This is a genomic window from Lipingzhangella rawalii (genome assembly GCF_031628175.1).
GTDB classification, from domain to species: Bacteria; Actinomycetota; Actinomycetes; order Streptosporangiales; family Streptosporangiaceae; genus Lipingzhangella_A; species Lipingzhangella_A rawalii.
This window is the reverse complement of sequence record NZ_JAVLVT010000003.1, coordinates 90,574-109,678: the sequence shown is the minus strand read 5'-3', so window position 1 is coordinate 109,678 and position 19,105 is coordinate 90,574. Positions and strand designations below refer to the sequence as shown.

The 19,105-nt window shown below is 68.3% G+C and carries 17 protein-coding genes; 13 read left to right on the top strand and 4 right to left on the bottom strand.

The window, feature by feature from the left end:
* Positions 1–77 precede the first annotated feature (77 nt).
* The 7 genes from RIF23_RS07305 (at position 78) to RIF23_RS07275 (ending at position 7,739) form a co-directional block, all read left to right on the top strand.
* The gene (locus RIF23_RS07305; RefSeq protein WP_310911643.1) at positions 78–1,967 is read left to right on the top strand and encodes a methylmalonyl-CoA mutase family protein; all 1,890 of its coding nucleotides are present in this window, start codon (positions 78–80) and stop codon (positions 1,965–1,967) included.
* Positions 1,964–4,330, top strand: a complete 2,367-nt coding sequence (gene scpA / locus RIF23_RS07300; protein ID WP_310911642.1) for a methylmalonyl-CoA mutase — start codon at positions 1,964–1,966, stop codon at positions 4,328–4,330. The genes RIF23_RS07305 and scpA overlap by 4 nt, the downstream gene beginning before the upstream one ends.
* A complete protein-coding gene (gene meaB, locus RIF23_RS07295; RefSeq protein WP_310911641.1) occupies positions 4,327–5,331 on the top strand; it encodes a methylmalonyl Co-A mutase-associated GTPase MeaB in 1,005 nt (334 codons plus the stop codon). The genes scpA and meaB overlap by 4 nt, the downstream gene beginning before the upstream one ends.
* A 364-nt stretch (positions 5,332–5,695) precedes the next feature.
* Positions 5,696–6,067 carry an STAS domain-containing protein gene (locus RIF23_RS07290; RefSeq protein ID WP_310911640.1) on the top strand — a complete coding sequence of 124 codons (372 nt, stop codon included), beginning with the start codon at positions 5,696–5,698 and terminating at the stop codon, positions 6,065–6,067.
* Positions 6,068–6,154: 87 nt separating this feature from the next.
* Positions 6,155–6,733, top strand: a complete 579-nt coding sequence (locus RIF23_RS07285; protein WP_310911639.1) for a superoxide dismutase family protein — start codon at positions 6,155–6,157, stop codon at positions 6,731–6,733.
* Between the two features lie 117 nt (positions 6,734–6,850).
* A complete protein-coding gene (locus RIF23_RS07280; RefSeq protein WP_310911638.1) occupies positions 6,851–7,174 on the top strand; it encodes a hypothetical protein in 324 nt (107 codons plus the stop codon).
* A gap of 187 nt (positions 7,175–7,361) precedes the next feature.
* Positions 7,362–7,739, top strand: coding sequence for a RidA family protein (locus tag RIF23_RS07275; protein ID WP_310911637.1), 378 nt, complete (start codon positions 7,362–7,364; stop codon positions 7,737–7,739).
* 138 nt (positions 7,740–7,877) lie between these two features.
* Here the strand turns inward: RIF23_RS07275 and RIF23_RS07270 are convergent, their stop codons facing one another.
* The 3 genes from RIF23_RS07270 to RIF23_RS07260 form a co-directional block, all read right to left on the bottom strand.
* Positions 7,878–8,408: a C40 family peptidase gene (locus RIF23_RS07270; protein WP_310911636.1), complete on the bottom strand. Its 531-nt coding sequence runs from the start codon at positions 8,406–8,408 to the stop codon at positions 7,878–7,880.
* Positions 8,409–8,545: 137 nt separating this feature from the next.
* The gene (locus tag RIF23_RS07265) at positions 8,546–8,995 is read right to left on the bottom strand and encodes a GNAT family N-acetyltransferase (RefSeq protein ID WP_310912083.1); all 450 of its coding nucleotides are present in this window, start codon (positions 8,993–8,995) and stop codon (positions 8,546–8,548) included.
* Between the two features lie 116 nt (positions 8,996–9,111).
* Positions 9,112–10,476, bottom strand: a complete 1,365-nt coding sequence (locus RIF23_RS07260; RefSeq protein WP_310911635.1) for a DivIVA domain-containing protein — start codon at positions 10,474–10,476, stop codon at positions 9,112–9,114.
* Positions 10,477–10,961: 485 nt separating this feature from the next.
* Here RIF23_RS07260 and RIF23_RS07255 point away from each other — a divergent pair, with 485 nt between their 5' ends.
* Together RIF23_RS07255 and RIF23_RS07250 are read left to right on the top strand one after the other, a co-directional pair.
* Positions 10,962–11,522: a gamma carbonic anhydrase family protein gene (locus RIF23_RS07255; protein WP_310912082.1), complete on the top strand. Its 561-nt coding sequence runs from the start codon at positions 10,962–10,964 to the stop codon at positions 11,520–11,522.
* Positions 11,523–11,681: 159 nt separating this feature from the next.
* Positions 11,682–11,888, top strand: a complete 207-nt coding sequence (locus tag RIF23_RS07250) for a hypothetical protein (RefSeq protein ID WP_310911634.1) — start codon at positions 11,682–11,684, stop codon at positions 11,886–11,888.
* A 187-nt stretch (positions 11,889–12,075) separates the two neighbouring features.
* On the opposite strand, the gene RIF23_RS07245 is transcribed toward RIF23_RS07250, so the two are convergent.
* Positions 12,076–14,313, bottom strand: coding sequence for a (Fe-S)-binding protein (locus tag RIF23_RS07245; RefSeq protein ID WP_310911633.1), 2,238 nt, complete (start codon positions 14,311–14,313; stop codon positions 12,076–12,078).
* Between the two features lie 386 nt (positions 14,314–14,699).
* Here RIF23_RS07245 and dnaK point away from each other — a divergent pair, with 386 nt between their 5' ends.
* From dnaK to RIF23_RS07225, 4 genes are all read left to right on the top strand, one after another.
* Entirely contained in the window at positions 14,700–16,556 is a 1,857-nt protein-coding gene (gene dnaK / locus RIF23_RS07240) for a molecular chaperone DnaK (RefSeq protein WP_310911632.1), read from the top strand.
* Positions 16,557–16,588: 32 nt separating this feature from the next.
* Complete coding sequence (gene grpE, locus RIF23_RS07235; protein ID WP_310911631.1) at positions 16,589–17,386, top strand: nucleotide exchange factor GrpE; 798 nt, start codon at positions 16,589–16,591, stop codon at positions 17,384–17,386.
* Positions 17,387–17,480: 94 nt separating this feature from the next.
* Positions 17,481–18,641 carry a molecular chaperone DnaJ gene (gene dnaJ, locus RIF23_RS07230; RefSeq protein ID WP_310911630.1) on the top strand — a complete coding sequence of 387 codons (1,161 nt, stop codon included), beginning with the start codon at positions 17,481–17,483 and terminating at the stop codon, positions 18,639–18,641.
* A 6-nt stretch (positions 18,642–18,647) separates the two neighbouring features.
* Entirely contained in the window at positions 18,648–19,079 is a 432-nt protein-coding gene (locus RIF23_RS07225) for a heat shock protein transcriptional repressor HspR (RefSeq protein ID WP_310911629.1), read from the top strand.
* Positions 19,080–19,105: the final 26 nt, after the last annotated feature.

Genomic DNA, 19,105 nt, shown 5'->3' with positions numbered 1-19,105 from the left:
CTCCCCCGGAGGTAGTACCCCGACCAAGCCGACCCCGCTGGTGCACGAACCGAACCCGATTCCCTACCATCTCGGGTATGCGGGCGCACGAAAACACGGTCGACAGCCCCAGTGGCCTGGGCTTTCCTGAATTCCCTACCCCCTCGCGGGACGAGTGGCGCTCCCTGGTCACCGGGGTTCTGCGTAAGGGTGGCCTGGAGCCACCCGCGGACGGCCCGGTGGAGCAGGCCCTCACCAGCACCACCTACGACGGGCTGGAAATCGCCCCGTTGTACGACACGCCCGGTGCGCCGCCGGGCTATCCCGGATTGGCCCCGTTCACCCGGGGCGCGTCCCCTCAGGGATTCACCGAGGGCTGGGACATCCGACAGTGGCACGCCCACCCGGACGCCGAAACCGCGCGGGACGCGATCCGCGCCGACCTGGAGGGCGGGGTTACCTCGGTGTGGCTGGCCGTGGGCCCCGGCGGGATTCCCGCCACGGGCATCGAAACAGCCCTGACCGACGTGGACCTGGACGTCGCCCCGGTCACCCTGAGCGCCGGTGCAGCCGCCCCCGAGGCTGCCGAGGCCCTGCTGCGGGCCTACGCGGACCACGGCCTCCCCGAGGACGCGGTCCGGGGAAACCTCGGGCTGGACCCCCTGACGGTCGCCGCGACGAGCGGCGCCACCGGTCCCGGGGCACACGAACTGGCCGATACGGCCGCGCTGGCAGCCGGCTATGCACGGCGCTATCCCCAGCTACACACCATTGCCGTGGACGCACGTGCCTACCATGACGCGGGTGCGTCCGAGGGGATCGAACTGGGGGCCGCCCTGGCCAGCGGCATCACCTACCTGCGGCTGCTGACCCACGCGGGTCTCGACCTGGCCACGGCCGCGCGCCAGTTGGAGTTCCGCTTCGCCGCCAGCGCCGACCAGTTCCTGACCATCGCCAAGCTGCGCGCCGCCCGCACTCTGTGGCACCGCGTCACCGAAGCCTGCGGATTGGCGGAGTCGGAACGCGGGATGCGGCAGCACGCCGTGACCTCCCGTGCCATGCTGACCCGCCGCGCGCCCTACGTGAACATTCCGCGCACCACCGTGGCCTGCCTCGCGGCGGCCGTGGGTGGGGCCACGGCCATCACCGTGCATCCGTTCGACAGTGCCCTGGGCCGTCCCAGCACCGACGGGTACCGAATCGCCCGCAACGTGCAGGCGCTGCTGCTGCACGAGTCCGGCATGGCGCGGGTGATCGACCCCGCCGGTGGCTCCGGCTACGTCGAACAGCTCACCAGCGATCTGGCCGACTCCGCCTGGCAGGTTATGCAGCGGATCGAGGCGGCGGGCGGGATGCCCGAGGCCCTCTCCTCTGGCCAGGTCACCGAGATGGTGCACACCGTGTGGGAACAGCGCCGGGACCACCTCGCCCATCGCCGGGACCCAATCACGGGCGTGAGCGCGTTTCCCGAACTCGCCGAAGCGCTCTTGGAGCGGGACCCCGCGCCGGAACCCACGGCACCGGACGCGATCCTGCCGCTTCGCCGCTACGCCGCGGACTTCGAAGAACTTCGGGACCGGGCGGAGAACCATCAGGCCGCCACGGGCCACCGGCCCGCGGTCTTCCTGGCCACGCTCGGCCCACAGGCCGGGCACACGGCCCGCGCCACCGAGGTGGCGAACCTGCTCGCTGCCGGTGGAATCGACACCATTCCCGGTGGGGAGCTGACCAGTGCGGCAGCGGCGGCGGAGGGATTCGCCGCCAGTGGCACCCGGATCGCCTGCCTGTGCGGCAGCGACGCCGCATACGCGGAACTCGCCACGGACACCGTGGCGGCACTGCGGGCGGCCGGGGCCAACACGGTACTCGTCGCGGGCCACCCGGACGGGCCGGGTATACCCGAGGACACGGACGGGCACGTGCACGCCGCGGGCGCCGCGCTCGAACTGCTGCGCACACTGCACACAACCCTGGGGGTGGACACATGACGGCGGCACCCGAACCGTCCAGCACGGCGCGGATCCCCGACTTCACGACCGTGGGGCTGCACGGCGGTGCGGAGCACGCCTCCGCTGACTCTGCTGCCTCCGCCGCGTCCGCCGCGTCCCCCGAGTCCCCCGAAACCGACGACCGAGCCCGATGGGAACAGGCCGTGTTCGCCACCACGGGCAAGGGCGTGGACGCGCTGGAGACCTCCACCCCCGAGGGTGTGTCGCTGCGTCCCCTGTACACGGCGGCGGACCGGGCGGGGCTGGGCTTCGTCGACAGCTACCCCGGAATTCCGCCGTACGTGCGTGGGCCGTACCCGACCATGTACACCACCCAGCCGTGGACGGTCCGGCAGTACTCCGGCTTCTCGACCGCGGCGGAGTCCAATGCCTTCTACCGGCGTAACCTCGCCGCGGGCCAGAAGGGGTTGTCCATCGCCTTCGATCTGGCCACCCACCGCGGCTATGACTCCGACCACCCGCGGGTCACCGGCGACGTCGGTATGGCCGGGGTGGCGATCGACTCGATCCTGGACATGCGGGAACTGTTCGACGGGATTCCGCTGGACCAGATGACCGTGTCCATGACCATGAACGGTGCGGTACTTCCGGTGCTCGCGCTGTACATCGTGGCGGCGGAGGAACAGGGGGTCGCCCCCGAACAGCTGGCCGGGACCATCCAGAACGACATCCTCAAGGAGTTCATGGTCCGCAATACCTACATCTTCCCGCCACAGCCCTCGATGCGGATCATCTCCGATATCTTCGCCTACACCTCGGCGCGGATGCCGCGGTTCAACTCCATATCCATCTCCGGGTACCACATGCAGGAGGCCGGGGCCACGGCCGATCTGGAGCTGGCCTACACCCTGGCCGACGGGGTGGAGTACCTGCGTGCGGGCACCGCCGCCGGCTTGGACGTGGACGCCTTCGCTCCCCGGCTGTCGTTCTTCTGGGCGATCGGCATGGATTTCTTCATGGAGGTCGCCAAGCTGCGGGCCGCCCGCCTGCTGTGGGCCGGGCTGGTCCGGGATCACGGTGCGCAGAAGCCGCGTTCGTTGTCCCTGCGCACGCACTGCCAGACGTCCGGATGGTCGCTGACCGCACAGGACGTGTTCAACAACGTGACCCGTACCTGTGTGGAGGCGATGGCCGCGACCCAGGGCCACACGCAGTCCCTGCACACCAACGCCCTCGATGAGGCCCTGGCGCTGCCCTCGGACTTCTCCGCACGCATCGCTCGGGACACCCAGCTGCTGTTGCAGCAGGAAACCGGAACCCGCCGGGTCATCGATCCCTGGGGCGGCAGCGCTTTCGTGGAACGGCTCACCGCCGACCTCGCCCGTCGCGCCCAGGAGCACCTCCGGGAGGTCGAGGAGGCCGGCGGGATGGCTGCGGCCCTGGACGCCGGAATCCCGAAGGCACGGATCGAAGAGGCCGCCACCCGTGCCCAGGCCCGCATCGACTCGGGCCGCCAGCCGGTGATCGGGGTGAACACTTACCGCCCGGAGCACGACGCCAGCAGCGCCGGCATCGAGGTGCGGGCCGTGGACAACAGCCGGGTGCGGGCCGAACAGCTCGCCAAGCTGGAACGGCTTCGGGCCGAGCGGGACTCCACAGCCACCGAGGAGGCGCTGGAGCGCCTCACCGCGGCCGCCCAACGGGCCGCCGAGGCCGGCTTCGCGGCGGGTGGCGACGACGCGGATCTGCGGGACAACCTGCTCGCCCGGACGGTGGACGCGGCACGCGCCATGGCCACGGTCGGGGAAATGTCCGCCGCGCTGGAGCGGGTGTTCGGACGGCACTCGGGTCAGGTGCATACCATTTCGGGGGTGTACCGAGACGAAGCCGCCCACACGGGCAACGCGACCGATCCGGGCGCGCAGGAGGGTACGCAGACCCACACGGTCGCGAGCGTCAGCCAGCAGGTGGAACACTTCACCGAGGCAGAGGGGCGACGCCCTCGAATCCTGGTGGCGAAGATGGGGCAGGACGGGCACGACCGGGGCCAGAAGGTCATCGCCACAGCGTTCGCCGACCTGGGTTTCGACGTGGATGTAGGTCCCCTGTTCCAGACCCCGGCCGAGGTGGCACGGCAGGCGGTGGAAGCCGACGTGCACATCGTGGGGGTGTCCTCCCTCGCGGCCGGACACCTGACGCTGGTTCCTGCGCTGCGTTCCGAGCTGGACGCCCTCGACCGGCCGGACATCATGATCGTTGCGGGAGGAGTGATTCCCCCCGCGGACGAGGAGCCACTGCGCGAGGCCGGCGCCGCCGCGATCTTCGGCCCCGGAACCGTGATCCCGGACGCGGCCGCGGAACTGGTGGAACGGCTGGGGCGGGAGTTGGGGCACGACCGGTGAACTCCCCATCTCCGCGACGCCCGCAGCCCGATGTGGACACCTATGCCGAGGGTGTGCTCTCTGGGGACCGCACGGTCCTGGCGCGGGCGATCACTCTGGTCGAGTCCCGCCGGGCGGACCACGTCGAGGCTGCTCAGGAACTGTTGCGGCGGTTGTTGCCACACGCCGGCGGCGCACACCGGGTCGGACTGTCCGGGGTTCCCGGGGTCGGCAAGTCGACTCTCGTGGACGCGCTGGGCAGCCACCTGGTGGACCAGGGGCACCGGGTGGCGGTCCTTGCGGTCGACCCGTCCTCGTCCCGCCGCGGCGGCAGCATTCTCGGCGACAAGACCCGGATGGCGCGCCTGGCCACGGACCAGCGTGCCTTTGTCCGCCCCTCCCCGACGGCGGGCACGCTCGGCGGCGTGGCCCGCGCCACCCGGGAGACCATGACGCTGGTCGAGGCGGCCGGCTACTCGGTGGTCCTGGTGGAGACCGTTGGTGTGGGACAGTCCGAAGTGGCCGTGGCGGACATGGTGGACACGTTCGTGTTCCTGACCCTGGCCCGCACGGGGGACCAGCTCCAGGGCATCAAGCGCGGTGTCCTGGAGCTCGCCGACGTGATCGCGGTGAACAAGGCGGACGGGCCCCAACAGCAGGACGCCCGACGCGCGGCGCGTCAGCTCGCCCGGGCCCTGCGGCTGGTGCGCTCGGCCGAGGCGAACTGGAACCCTCCGGTTCTCACCTGTAGTGGCCAGGAGGAGACCGGGCTGGACGAGGTGTGGGAGGCCGTCGAGCGGCACCGGGAGGCGATGGTCGAGACCGGGGAGCTGGAGGAGCGTCGGGCCCAGCAGCGGGTGGACTGGCTGTGGCAGACGGTGCGAGAGGCGATCCTGGACCGGCTCCAGCGCGACCCGGAGGTGGCCAAGCTCACCCCCGAACTGGAGGAGCGAGTCCGCGGTGGGGAGCTTACGGCCCAAACCGCCGCGAACCGCGTCCTGCGGGCTCTGGGCATCAGTTAGCCCGGCGGGCTACTCCCGGGCGGCGGGCCGGTCCACTTCGCCCCGCGTGTGGTACCGCGCTTCCGGCAGACGGGACACATCATCCGAGGTCCGCGGGCATGGTCAAAACCGCGGGTGACTGAGAAAATAACCGAACCATCGGCATTTCCGGATGCTGATACAGCCAGTACGGTGTGTATTCGAAGCCTCACGGGCACTCAGAACACGATGTGTCCCGGCGGGACCTCTGCGCCTCATCCACGCTTTGGAGGGGCCGCGGGAGGCGCAGGTCTGTGAGGTCGCGGCGTACCACGAGTCCGCTGCGTTGATCGCCCCGGTACGGCGATAAGGGGACCCCCCAATGGCGGGGCTGGGAGGAGACAACGTGAACAGGCTTGGGCTGAATACCCGGGTCGAGAACAACAGCGTGATCGTGATGGTCGAGGGAGAACTCGACATCGCGACCGCTGACGACCTCCAGGGAACCATCGAGACGGCTGTTAACGTCCACGGCCCGTGGCTCATCATCGACCTGTCCGGTCTGGAGTTTATGGACTCCAGTGGACTCAACGCAGTGATCAGCGCCTACCGTACGGTCTCGGAGAAGGGCGGAGGTCTCGCCCTGGCGGCGCCGAACGACCGGGTGAACAAGGTGCTGCGCCTGGTCGGCCTCCACCGTCAGGTGGCCGTCCATCCGACCGTGTCCGCCGCCGTCGTGGCAATGGAGGCTGTGGAAGGGCGTCGCCAGGCGGGTTGAGCACCGCCCGGGATCCGAACTCCGCGTGACGTATGGTTCACTCTAGGGAGTGAACCAGTGCGTTGCTGTCGTACGCGGAGGTAGCCAATGCGAATGGCCGGTCCGGCACTTGGCCTGCTGTGCGTCGGAGTTGTGCTGTCCGGGTGCGAGGACGACCCCGTTTCGGCAATGACCGAGGACGGCGTGTTCGAACCCGCACCCGCGGACAGTCAGGGCGTGACCTACGACGAGGACGCGGTGCCGCCCGGCGCGGAGTACACCGTATCCGCGGCGCCCCTGGATGATGGCGGATTCGAGGTGTCCCTGGAGGTTGCCGGTCTGGAGGGCAGCCGCGACTTCGGTGCGCATGTGCACACGGACGCGTGTGGCGACGACCCCGGGGATTCGGGTCCGCATTACCAGCACGAGGAGGATCCCGCCGTTGCCGACAGCGACGACGAGGACGCCGTATCCACAGACCCGGACTACGCTAACCCCGACAACGAGATCTGGCTGGACTTCACCACCGACGAGGACGGCTCCGCGAGCGTCGAACACGCTGTGGACTGGGAACCCCGTGCCGGTGCAGCGAACTCGGTGGTGCTGCACGCGGAGCACACCGCCACGGACGAGGGGGTTGCGGGCACCGCCGGAGACCGTCTGGCCTGCATCACCACAGAGTTCTGAGCGGCAGGGACCCCGCGAACACACGACACACCGGGACCAAACCTTCCGGGTACACCCACATCAACGTTAGATACTTAACGTACTGATTAATCACTCTCAGTATCTACGAGGTGTACCGTGCCTGTTCGTCCCGCTTCCCTCGCCACAATGTCCGCCGCCATTGCGGGCGCGGTCCGTCAGGACACCGACGGCGCCGGCGCCACCGGCACCCCGCGTGCCACCCTGACCTTCGATTCCGGGCACCAACAGCACATCGAAGGCACCGGTTGCCACCAGGTCACCGAGGGCTCCGGTCGACTCGTCGCGCTCAGCACCGACTCCGACACCACGTTTGTCCTGTTCACGGGTCCGCACTGCCAGGGATCACGGATCCTGGATACCGGACAGGGCACGGTGGAGTACTCCACCCCGACGGCCGTGGGGTCGGTTGTCCTGGGCTAGGGAGCAACGGGGTCATGCCTTCGGGACCGGGGGTTGTCCGGGCGGGCGGGATCACGTCCGCCCGCTGCGCCAACGGCCTCCCGCTATGGCTGGCTGGGCGACCGGCGCGGCGGGCGGCATCCCCCGGGGGACGTGCCCGGACAATGCGGCACACACCCCGCCCCAGGCCCGCAGCTGGAGGAGCTCGATGACCAGACGGGAGGTGCGCACCGGGGCAGCGGCAGCCCCGGTCGGCACATGTAGCCAGGGCATCGTTGCTGGTGGTTTCCTGTTCACATCCGGATGCACTCCGCACGCTCCAGGTTCGCGGCGCGTGGCCCCGACGGTGTCCGGGCAGACGCGCCAGGCCCTGGAAAACATTCGCGCAATCCTTGCCGAACACGATCTGACCCTGGATGACGTGGTGCGGTGCACCGTGTATCTCCAGCACATCAACCAGGACTTCGCCGAGTTCGACGCGGCCTTCGCCGAGCTCTTCACGCCTCCCGGGCCCGCCCGAACCACCGTCGGCTCCGACCTCCTGGACGTCCTGGTGACCGTGGACGCGGTGGCGCCGCTGCGGTGACCCTCGCGTCCGGCTTCCGGAGCGAGGGCCACCCACCGATGCCGTTATGGCCGGATAAACGCGTGCACACCCGCTGGCCGGGGCGTGCGCCCCTCCGTGGCCGGCGCCGGAACTTCGTCACCCCGGCTCCGGCACGGCTCAGGCAACGCGTCGGGCCGTGCTGAAGACACTGTTCCAGTAGCCGGAGAGATGATCCACCCGCACCTGTCCCCCAGAGCTGGGTGCATGCACCATGCGGTCTCCCCCGACATAGATGCCCACGTGACTCCGACTGGAGTAGAAGAACAACAGGTCACCCTGGCGCAGCTGCGAGCGCGACACAGCGCTTCCGCGGGAGACCTGGCTGCTGGTGGTGCGCGGCAGGCTGTGTCCCGCCTGAGCGTAGGACCACTGCACGAGTCCGGAACAGTCGAACGAGTTGGGGCCACTGGCACCGAATCGGTACGGCGCCCCGACCCTGCTGCGCGCGTGCGAGACGGCGCCAGAGGCCACGTCGCTGGCAGCCACGGTCGGTTGGGTAGGTGGTGCGGTACTCGCCGCGGTGGCCCCGGCGTTGGCGAGCCCCAGGCCAGCGACGACCGTGACCACGGTCAACAGGCTGGTCACAGCCCGAATACCGCGGCAGATCGGGAACGAGAACCGGCTTGATAAGGACGGATGTGCGGACATGGTCACTCCCCCGCAATCTCCGGCAGGTTGGGCACGATATACCCAAACTCAATTACTCTGCGTAAGGGAAACACATGCGTGGAGCGAGAAACCGGAGCGCGGAAGCTGTGGCGTGTCGACACATCAGCTGACGCTGACTACAGATAGCGACGAAAACCTTCGGTCGTGTTGTCGAACCCCAACGTGGTGTAGAAGGCGTGTGCGCCGTGACGCCGCTCGTGGGACAGCACCTCGACCTTGTAGCACCCAGCGCGGGCGGCACGGTCGACGGCGTCGTCAACGAGTGCCCGACCGACCCCGCCACGACGACTGCCAGCCTCCACCACCACATTGTCCACCAGCGCCCACGGCTTGGCGTCGTGCGTCAGATTGGCCACCAGGAGCAGGTCGAGCGTACCGATGATCTGCCCACGGCGTTCGGCCACAAGCACCGTACGGTCCTCGTCTGTCTCGATCCGGGTCCAGGCCCGCACAGCGGCCGAGGACATGCGCACCGCGGAGGGGTGGGTGGGGGTCTCATCCCCGAGCTCCCGCAGCAGTCGCAGGATCGCACCGAGGTCAGACCGGATCGCCGAACGGATAATCATGGCGTTCGGCATCGTAGCCGACCTATCCAGCAAACCTGGCGGCCCCTGGAGGAAACGGACCGGAATGGGGGGCGCCCAGCGCGCCCCCCATGAGCAGCGAGTGGATCGGTGTGGAACTACGGGCGGATAATCCGTACGCCCTCGGCCTCACCGTCCTCGCCCTGGGGATGGGCGTCCGACGCGGTATGGCCGCTCGTGGCCGGCTGCTGGTAGATCCCGGTGATGCCCGGGTCTCCCCCTCCCGCCGGGGTCTCGTCCTGATTCCCGTCCGTGGCCCCTCCGGAGCGCGAGGGCGTGTTGCGCACCGCCGACTGTTGGGGCTCCTGCTGGCCCTGCTTGGACTGCTGCTTCGGCGAGATCCGGACCGTGGACTCCTCCTGCTCCGGAGTCTGCCCAGCGGCGCCGGACTGGTCCCCCGCGCCGCCCTGAGTCTGCTGGCTCTGCTTGGACTGCTGCTTCGGCGAGATCCGGACCGTGGACTCCTCCTGCTCCGGAGTCTGCCCAGCGGCGCCGGACTGGTCCCCCGCCGCGCCGCCCTGAGTCTGCTGGCTCTGCTTGGACTGCTGCTTCGGCGAGATCCGGACCGTGGACTCCTCCTGCTCCACACTCGCAGCGGGGCCGTCGGTGGATGTGCTGGACTCCTGCGTCGCGGAACCCGTCGGCGCGGCCTGTTGGGTCTGCTGGGTGGGCTGCTTCTTCTGCCCCTGCTGGGACTGCCCCTGCTGTGCGCCCGCGGACCGTTCCTGATGGTTCGGCTGGTTTTTCTGCCCCTGCTGGGGCTGTTGGGTCTGCTGGGCCGACGGGGCCTGCTGGTCCGTGCCTGTGGCGGCCGACTCGGGGTCGAGCGGCCCCGCGTCCTGCTCCGAGGTGAGCAGGTCGGCCAGGGTGTCCCGCATGTCGGTCAACCGCCGCACGGCCTCGGCGTGCGTCGCGGTCAGCGAGGTGAGCCGCGCCTCCGTACTCTCGTTCACCCGCTGTGCCCGCTGCTGCGCCTCGGTGACCTGACGCTCAGCGTCCTGCTGCGCCTGGCTACGCAGTTGTTCGGCTTCCTGCTTGGCCGACCCCACCAGCTCCTGGGCCTGCTCCCGGGCACTGCCCAGGACCCGGTCCGCGTGTGCCTGGGCGTCCTTGGTGAGCTTGTCCGCGGCCTCCTTGGCCTCGTTTCGAATCTGCTCGATCTCGCGGTCCGCCTGTGCCCGCTTCTCTTTGGCGTCTTCCTCGGCCAGACGCAGGATCTCCGCCATCCGTTCGCTGACCTGCTCGTGCTCCGGTTTGACCTCGACCTGCTTACGCAGAGCCGCGACCTCTTCGCGGGTTCGCTCCAGTTCGTCGTGCGACCGGTGCAAGCGTTCCCGCAGGTCGGCGTTCTGCTTACTGAGGGTACGGACGTAGTCGTCGACGGCGCGCTTATCGTAGCCCTTCTTCGCGGGCGGAAAGGCGTCTTCCCGCATCGGCACTACCTCGCTGCTGTATTCGTTCATATCCCAACCAACCAGTTGACGGTGGGTGGACACACCCGCCGCTGACTCCACATGCTCGCCACGGCGGTACCGCCGTGGTCGTACAGCGCCACTCTCGGCTCGGCAGCCGTTGTGTTGCCCCGACCCTCGGTCGGGTGGCCAACCGACGGCCGAGACCTGCGTTCTCCCAGCGGACGACGGGTCGGAGGTGGCCCGTCTCGCCGGGGATTGTTCCCGTGATCCGGTATGAACACCGTAGCGACCGAATTTTCCACCGTGGACGACAAAAACCACCCGTCGTCCCCAGCACGGGGGGCCATGCGCGGCAGTGGAAACTCGGGGCCATCCGTACTACCACGCGCACACAACCGGGCTGGGGCACCAACCGGGACCACCCCACCACCGCGTCATCCTCACTGCCCGTGATTTCATCGGCTGAGTCCACTCCCTACGTTATGCGGGATCTGGGCACCGTACTGTTGCTGAACCGGAGTTGGGGGATCGAGATGTATGACGCCGCGGCACACGCCCCGGTTGCCTGGATCGGCAGTACCCCGCACGGACACCCGGACATCAGCCCGGATGCCTGGCTAGCACCGGGGACGATCGTCACCGGGCGGGTGCGGATCGGATCGGAAACGAGCGTGTGGTACGGATCGGTTCTGCGGGGCGACAGCGAGGAGATCGTGCTGGGCCGTCGCTGCAACGTGCAGGACTTGTGCTGCCTCCACGCCGACCCCGGCGAGCCGGCCGTGTTGGGTGACCGGGTGAGCCTGGGCCACAAGGCGATGGTGCACGGTGCCCGCGTGGAGGACGGGGCGCTCATCGGTATCGGAGCGGTCGTTCTCGGTGGAGCGACGGTGGGTACGGGATCCCTTGTCGCCGCGGGGGCGCTTGTCGGCCCCGGGAAGCAGGTTCCCGCAGGCGTGCTGTTCGCCGGGGTCCCCGGACGAGTGGTTCGGGAACTGACCGAGGAGGACCGCGCCGGTTTCGCGGACACCCCGGAGACCTACCATCGGCTCTCCCAGGACCATGCCCGGACCCAGTGGCACCCCGCAGAGTCGTAGCGCGCCGGGCCCACACCCCCCTGCCCGTCTGGTACCAGAATGGTTCCGATGGGTCATGTGCCCGCACCCCCGCGACGCCTAGCCTGACAGGATACTGGCCTGTCGCCCACGGAGACGTGGCGTCACTCTGCGTAGGCAATCGGGTGGGAGGTGAACGCGATGGGTCCGGACATGCACACGGCCTCCGGGCTGCACGACGACGTCGCGCTCGCCGAGATCACCCTCTACACCGAGGTGCTCGCGGCGGTTGCCGGAACGGACGCCGCGTTGAGCCAGGAGCGGATCGACGAGATTCTCGGGGTCACCCCTGGGGTGGGTACCCATTCGGGACCGACGGGTGTGTGCCCGCCCCGAACACCGTCCTAAGGCCGTACCCGTCCGTATCGGCCGAAACCCGCGTGGGGACGAGCGAGCCCGATCGGTCGTACTGACAGCTCGCGAGGGCGAGGATGGGGATGCGGATACTGCCCATCGGTGCTCGGACGAGCGGACCGGCTCCACAACAGGCCGGGGCCGCATCCCGCCTGGGATGCGGCCCCGCCGGGTGGACGGCTCAGCCGTCGCTGCTCTGGCCGGCGGTGGTGGCACCGTCGTCGCTGCCCTGGCCGTCGGCGTCGCCCTTGATGGAGCGGATCAGCAACTGGGAGACATCAACGACGTGCAGGGAGTCCTTGGCTTCGCCGCTGGACTTCTTCTCGTTGATGGCGTCTCCCAGCATGACCTGGCAGAAGGGGCAGGCGGTGGACACGGTGTCCGGGTTGGTGCCCAGTGCCTCGTCCACACGCTCGGTGTTGATGCGCTTGCCGGTGCGCTCTTCCATCCACATGCGGGCCCCGCCGGCGCCGCAGCAGAACCCACGGTCCTTGTGCCGGTGCATCTCCTGGGTCTTCACCCCGGGCACCTGGGACATGATCTCCCGGGGTGGGGTGTAGACCTTATTGTGCCGGCCGAGGAAGCAGGGGTCGTGGTAGGTGATGTTCTCCTCAATGGAGTTCACCGGGGTCAGGCGCCCCTCGTCCACGAGCTGGGCCAGCAGCTGGCTGTGGTGAATGACCTCGTAGTGTCCACCGAGCTGTGGATACTCCCGGCCGAGGGTATTGAAGCAGTGTGGGCAGCTGGCCACGATCTTGGTCGCGCCGACCTCGTTGAGGGTCTCCACGTTCTGCTGGGCCAGCATCTGGAAGACGTACTCCATCCCCAGCCGGCGGGCCGGGTCTCCGGTGCAGGCCTCCATACCACCCAGTACCGCGTACTTCACTCCCGCGATGTCGAGGAGTTCGGCGATCGCCTTGGTGGTGCGCTTGGCCCGATCCTCCAGTGCGCCCGCGCAACCCACCCAGAACAGGTACTCGGTGTCCTCGGGCAGGCTGTCCTCCACGACCGGGACCTCGATCGGGTCCTCCTCGCGCTCGGCGAGTTCCTGCACCCAGTCCAGTCGCCGGTCCTCGGCCATCCCCCAGGGGTTGGCCTTGTTCTCGAGGTTCTTCAGCAGCGTGTTGGCCTCGGAGGGGAAGTTGGACTCGATCATGACCTGGTAGCGGCGCATGTCCATGATGTGGTCGATGTGCTCGATGTCCACCGGGCACTGTTCCACACACGCCCCACAGTTGGTGCAGGCCCACAACTCGTCCGGGTGGATGACACCACCCTCCTCCTCGGTTCCGACAAGGGGCTTCTCCAGCAGGGCGAGGGCATCCACGTTCGCGTGGCTGTCGTCACCCTGCTGGGACATGGACTCCTGGTTCATGCCCTGGAGGAGGTAGGGCGCCTTCTCGTAGGCGTGCTGCTGGAGGTCGAGAATGACCTTCTTCGGGGACAGCGGCTTGCCGGTGTTCCACGCCGGACACTGCGACTGGCAGCGGCCACACTCGGTGCAGCTGGTGAAGTCCAGCAAGCCCTTCCAGGTGAAGTCCTCGATCTTGCCGGCGCCGAATGGATCCTCGTCCGGATCGGCCTCCTCGAAGTCCAGGGGCTTCTTTCCGGAGGCATCCATCATCGGCTTGAGCGGACCCAGAGTGGGTTCCCCGTCGGCGTCCCGCTTGAAGAAGATGTTGACCGGTGCGAGGAAGCGATGCCAACCGATTCCCATGGTCAGCTTGGCGTACAGCACCACGAAGAACGAGTAGCTGATCAACAGCTTGAATGCTGCCACGAGCGCCAGGCCCGGTTCGGCAACAGCAGCCTCGCTCGGTAGCACGGACCCCACCGCGTGGGACACGGGAGTCGCCCACACAGGGAACGGGAAGTCGTCCATGGCGACCTTGAAACCGCGGATCACGAAGATCGACAGCAACAGCCCCCACAGGTAGGCCTCCACGTAGTAGGCCGTCCAGGTGCGGGAGTTGTAGAACCGCGAGTCTCGGCCCCGACGTCCGGGACCGTTCAGCAGCCGGTAGATCGTCAGGCCCACGATGCCGGCCAGACCCGCGGCCGTGATCAGCTCGATCGCCAGTCCGTAGACCGTCCAGTCGTAGATGACCGGAAGCGCGAAGTGCGGATCGAAGGTCTCCCCGTGCGCCTCGATCACGGTGAACACCAGCAGCGGGAACGCGATCATCACGAACCAGTGCGCCACCGCGACCCAGGGCCGCTTCAGCATCCGTGTGTGCCCCAGGACCTCGATCAGCGTCATCGCGAGCCGCCGCCCCAGCGACTCGCCACGCCCGGGCTCCGCCGCTCGGCCCACTCGCAACGTCCGCACGATCTGGCGAATCCCCAGTGCGAACAGAGTGAACGCGACCACGGCGGCGACCGACGTGATGACGCCCAGGGTCACGTACAAAGGCTGCATTGTCCGTGGCCTCCCCTACTGCTGTCGTCAGCTCCGGTACGCCACACACCGGAGGCGCAAGCCATGTTACTAGCGAGTAGCACGGCGCTGTCCACGGCCAGCCCGCACAGCGCTGCCCATGATGCGGACCACCCTAGCTATCGCCACCCCACAGTCAGTCGAGCACCCCCGTCTCCGCGCGTCATCGCACCTTTTCCCAGAGTTTTCCCTGGCTGATCCAGACCAGGACAGATCACGGCCGGCAACTGGGAACAATCCCCGTGGCACCCGCGTTGCACTCCACGAGCCAATCTTGAGTGAGACTGACTCAAGTGATTTGACAGGACTCACCACGATGGCGCACTATTGCGTCTGTAAGACTCAACCCTTGACGGAGGACAAGACTCATGGCACGTGCGGTCGGTATCGACCTGGGGACGACGAACTCGGTCGTCTCGGTCCTGGAGGGCGGCGAGCCCACAGTCATCGCTAACGCTGAGGGCGCCCGGACCACGCCGTCCGTCGTGGCCTTCGCGAAGAACGGGGAGGTCCTGGTCGGGGAGGTGGCCAAGCGTCAGGCGGTCACCAACGTGGAGCGGACCATTCGGTCGGTGAAGCGGCACATGGGCACCGACTGGTCCACCGAGATCGATGACAAGTCGTTCAACCCGCAGCAGATCAGCGCGTTCGTACTCCAGAAGCTCAAGCGGGACGCCGAAGCCTACCTGGGCGAGGACGTCACCGACGCGGTGATCACCGTTCCCGCGTACTTCTCGGACGCCCAGCGCCAGGCCACGAAGGAGGCCGGCCAGATCGCGGGGCTGAACGTCCTACGCATCATCAACGAGCCGACCTCGGCCGCTCTGGCCTACCACCTGGAGAAGGAGGACGAGAACACCATCCTGGTGTTCGACCTCGGTGGTGGAACCTTCGACGTCTCCCTGCTGGAGGTCGGCGACGGTGTGGTCGAGGTGAAGGCCACCAACGGTGACAACCACCTCGGCGGGGACGACTGGGACCAGGCCGTGGTCGACTGGCTCGTGGAGCGGTTCAAGAACTCCAACGGCGTCGACCTCTCCAAGGACAAGATGGCACTCCAGCGCCTGCGTGAGGCCGCGGAGAAGGCCAAGATCGAGCTGTCCAGCTCGAGCGAGGCCCACATCAACCTGCCCTACATCACCGCATCCTCCGAGGGCCCGCTGCACCTGGAGGAGAAGCTCTCCCGCGCGGAGTTCCAGCGGTTGACCAGCGACCTGCTGGAGCGGGTGAAGACGCCGTTCCACCAGGTCATCAAGGACGCGGGAATCAGTGTCGACAAGATCAACCATGTCGTGCTGGTCGGTGGCTCCACCCGGATGCCCGCAGTGGCGGATCTGGTCAAGGAGCTGACCGGCGGCAAGGACCCGAACAAGGGCGTCAACCCGGACGAGGTCGTCGCGATCGGCGCCGCCCTCCAGGCCGGTGTCCTCAAGGGCGAGGTCAAGGACGTCCTACTTCTGGACGTCACCCCGCTGTCGCTGGGCATCGAGACCAAGGGCGGGGTGTTCACCAAGCTGATCGAGCGCAACACCACCATCCCGACCAAGCGCTCCGAGGTCTTCACCACGGCCGACGACAACCAGCCCTCGGTGCAGATCCAGGTGTACCAGGGTGAGCGCGAAATCGCGCAGTACAACAAGAAGCTCGGCGTCTTCGACCTGTCCGGGATTCCGCCGGCACCCCGCGGGACCCCGCAGATCGAGGTCACGTTCGACATCGATGCCAACGGCATTGTCAACGTCACCGCGAAGGACCTGGGCACCGGCAAGGAGCAGTCGGTCACCATTACCGGGGGATCCGCCCTGGACAAGGACGAGATCGACAAGATGGTCCGCGAGGCCGAACAGTACGCCGAGGAGGACCGTAAGCGCCGCGAGGAGGCCGAGGTCCGCAACAACGCCGAGTCGTTGGTGCACCAGACCGAGAAGGTCATCCAGGACAACGCGGAGCAGATCCCCGAGGACGTCAAGTCCGAAACCGAGGGGGCGCTCAGCGAACTGAAGAACGCACTCGAAGGCACGGACATCGAGGCCATCCGCTCCGCGAGCGAGAAGGTGGCGCTGTCCAGCCAGAAGATCGGTTCGGCCATCTACGGCCAGGGTCAGGGCCAAGCCGACGGGGCCACCGCCGACGCAGCGGCCTCGGACGCCGGAACCGCCCAGGACGACGACGTGGTGGATGCCGAGGTCGTCGACGACGACAACACGAACCGGGGGAACGCCTAGTGTCCGGCAGGCACGAGAGGGAGGCGTAAGTCATGGCGCTGCCGGAACAGGACAACGAGCGCGAGGAGCCCGTGATCCGCGACACGCGGCGCATCGACCCAGAGACGGGAGAGTTGCGAGTGCCGGTGGACGGCTCGGCCAGCTCCCAGCCGGGAGGGTCTGCCCAGCAGGAGCAGCCCCCGGCCGGGGACGCGGCGGCCAGTGGCGATATCACCGCCGACACCGACGGTGGCACCGAGCCAGCTGTCGACGCCGCGACCGCTGAGGCGGCCGAGGCTGGTGATGACACCGCACGTCAGCTCGCGGAACGCATCGCCGACCTACAACGGCTCCAGGCGGAGTACGCCAACTACCGCAAACGGGTCGAGCGGGACCGGGCGTCTATGCGGGAACAGCTCGTCGCCCAGCTGATGGGGGAGCTGCTGCCCGTGCTCGACGACATCGGTCGAGCCCGGGAGCACGACGAGCTCACCGGCGGCTTCAAGTCCGTGGGTGAGGCACTGGAGTCGGTCGCGAGCAAGATGGGGTTGACCAAGTACGCCCAGCCCGGCGACGAGTTCGACCCCAACGTGCACGAGGCCCTGACCATGGTGCCCTCGCCCGATGCCACGACACAGACCGTGCTGGAGGTGTTCCAGCCGGGCTACAGCATCGGGGAACGGGTGATCCGGCCGGCTCGGGTGGTCGTCACCGGGCCCGCCGCGGAGGAGACAGCTGCCACGACGGACGTGGCGGACGAGGAACCGCCCACTCCGACACCGGAGTCGGGGCCGGAATCGTCCACCGCGGACACCGACGCCTCGAACCCCCAAGCGGGGGAACGAGAGTGAACGAGACGCCCCGGGTCCCCTGGACCCGGGGCGTTGGCCCAGGGCACGCGCCCGTGCGGACAGGTCACGAAGATCGGGGAGAAGGCAAACGTCGATGAGCACCAAGGACTACCTCGAAAACGACTACTACCAGGTCCTGGGAGTCTCAAAGACGGCCACGCAGGACGAAATCAAGCAGGCGTACCGCAAACTCGCCCGCAAGTACCACCCCGACGCGAACAAGGGGGACGACACGGCCGAGGAGAAGTTCAAGCAGATCTCCGAGGCGTACAACGTCCTGTCCGACGAGCAGAAGCGCAAGGAGTACGACGAGGCGCGTTCCCTGTTCGGTGGCTCCTACCGTCCGGGCGGGAGCACCGGAGCCGGTGGGTTCGACCTGGGTGACCTGTTCGGCCAGGGCACAGGAACCGGGAGTCCCCACGGTGGGGAGCGGCTCAGCGACATCTTCGGGGGCCTGTTCGGCGGCCGTGGCCGCACCGGAACGACCCAGGCACGACGCGGCGCCGACGTCGAGACGGAGGCGAAGCTTAGCTTCGAGGAGGCCGTACGGGGGGTTACGCGCTCCTTCCGGCTCACCGCCGACGCCGCATGCAGCGCCTGTCGGGGCAGCGGCGCGAAGACGGGAACCACCCCCCGGGTGTGTCCCAGCTGTGAGGGGACCGGCCACAAGAGCCGCAACCTCGGCGGTTTCTCCATGTCGGAGCCCTGCCCGCAGTGCCGCGGGCGTGGCCTCGTGGTGGACGACCCCTGTCCCGTGTGCAACGGGAGTGGACGTGGGCAGAGCACGCGCACCGTGCAGGCCCGCATCCCCGCGGGGGTACACGACGGGCAGCGAATCCGAATCAAAGGTAAGGGAGCGCCGGGAGAACGCGGGGGACCGGCCGGAGACCTCTACGTGGTGGTGCACGTGCAGCCGCATCAAGTGTTCGGTCGATCGGGCGACAACCTGACGATCACCGTCCCGGTGACCTTCCCCGAGGCAACCCTCGGCTCGGAGATCCGGGTGCCGACCCTGGACGGATTCCCGGTGACGGTGAAGATCCCCCCCGGAACCCCCAACGGCCGCACCCTGCGTGTTCGGGGTAAGGGTGCCCAGCGCCGGGACGGGACGACCGGGGACCTGCTCGTCACCGTCGAGGTGGCGGTGCCGCAGAATCTGAACAGTGCGGCGCGGGAGGCCCTGGAGGCCTACCGTTCCGCAACGTCGGACCAGAATCCACGCGCAGACCTCGAAGCGCGGGCGAAGGGGGCCTGAGCTGCCATGACCTCCCCCACTTTTGGCGATGACACACCGGTCTACGTGATCTCGGTGGCCGCCGAGCTGTCCGGGCTGCATCCGCAGACCCTGCGCCAGTACGACCGGCTGGGGCTGGTGTCCCCGGGCCGGGCCAGTGGTCGCGGGCGGCGCTACTCGATGCGGGACATCCAGCAGCTCCGCGAGGTCCAACGGTTGTCCCAGGAGATGGGGATCAACCTGGCCGGTATCAAGCGCATCCTGGAACTCGAACGTGAGGTGGCCGAGCTCCGGGACACCGTGTACCACCTGCACAACGAGCTCGCCGCCGCGCGCAGCGCGGTGGCACGCCGAGGGAGCCCCAATCCCCCCACCGGTGCGGAGCTCCTCCCCCTACGGCAGGCCCGGGTCACCATCGTCAGCAACGCGCCACCCCCTGACAACGCTCCGGACCAGTAAGACACGGCAGACGGGGGCAGGAATCC

What these genes read in the sequence shown, in the direction of transcription:
- RIF23_RS07305 (WP_310911643.1), top strand. Translation starts at nt 78, where the DNA reads ATGCGGGCGCACGAAAACACGGTCGACAGCCCCAGTGGCCTGGGCTTT.
- scpA (WP_310911642.1), top strand. Translation starts at nt 1,964, where the DNA reads ATGACGGCGGCACCCGAACCGTCCAGCACGGCGCGGATCCCCGACTTC.
- RIF23_RS07285 (WP_310911639.1), top strand. Translation starts at nt 6,155, where the DNA reads ATGCGAATGGCCGGTCCGGCACTTGGCCTGCTGTGCGTCGGAGTTGTG.
- RIF23_RS07275 (WP_310911637.1), top strand. Translation starts at nt 7,362, where the DNA reads ATGACCAGACGGGAGGTGCGCACCGGGGCAGCGGCAGCCCCGGTCGGC.
- RIF23_RS07270 (WP_310911636.1), bottom strand. Translation starts at nt 8,408, where the DNA reads ATGTCCGCACATCCGTCCTTATCAAGCCGGTTCTCGTTCCCGATCTGC.
- RIF23_RS07265 (WP_310912083.1), bottom strand. Translation starts at nt 8,995, where the DNA reads ATGATTATCCGTTCGGCGATCCGGTCTGACCTCGGTGCGATCCTGCGA.
- RIF23_RS07260 (WP_310911635.1), bottom strand. Translation starts at nt 10,476, where the DNA reads ATGAACGAATACAGCAGCGAGGTAGTGCCGATGCGGGAAGACGCCTTT.
- RIF23_RS07255 (WP_310912082.1), top strand. Translation starts at nt 10,962, where the DNA reads ATGTATGACGCCGCGGCACACGCCCCGGTTGCCTGGATCGGCAGTACC.
- RIF23_RS07250 (WP_310911634.1), top strand. Translation starts at nt 11,682, where the DNA reads ATGGGTCCGGACATGCACACGGCCTCCGGGCTGCACGACGACGTCGCG.
- RIF23_RS07245 (WP_310911633.1), bottom strand. Translation starts at nt 14,313, where the DNA reads ATGCAGCCTTTGTACGTGACCCTGGGCGTCATCACGTCGGTCGCCGCC.
- dnaK (WP_310911632.1), top strand. Translation starts at nt 14,700, where the DNA reads ATGGCACGTGCGGTCGGTATCGACCTGGGGACGACGAACTCGGTCGTC.
- grpE (WP_310911631.1), top strand. Translation starts at nt 16,589, where the DNA reads ATGGCGCTGCCGGAACAGGACAACGAGCGCGAGGAGCCCGTGATCCGC.
- dnaJ (WP_310911630.1), top strand. Translation starts at nt 17,481, where the DNA reads ATGAGCACCAAGGACTACCTCGAAAACGACTACTACCAGGTCCTGGGA.
- RIF23_RS07225 (WP_310911629.1), top strand. Translation starts at nt 18,648, where the DNA reads ATGACCTCCCCCACTTTTGGCGATGACACACCGGTCTACGTGATCTCG.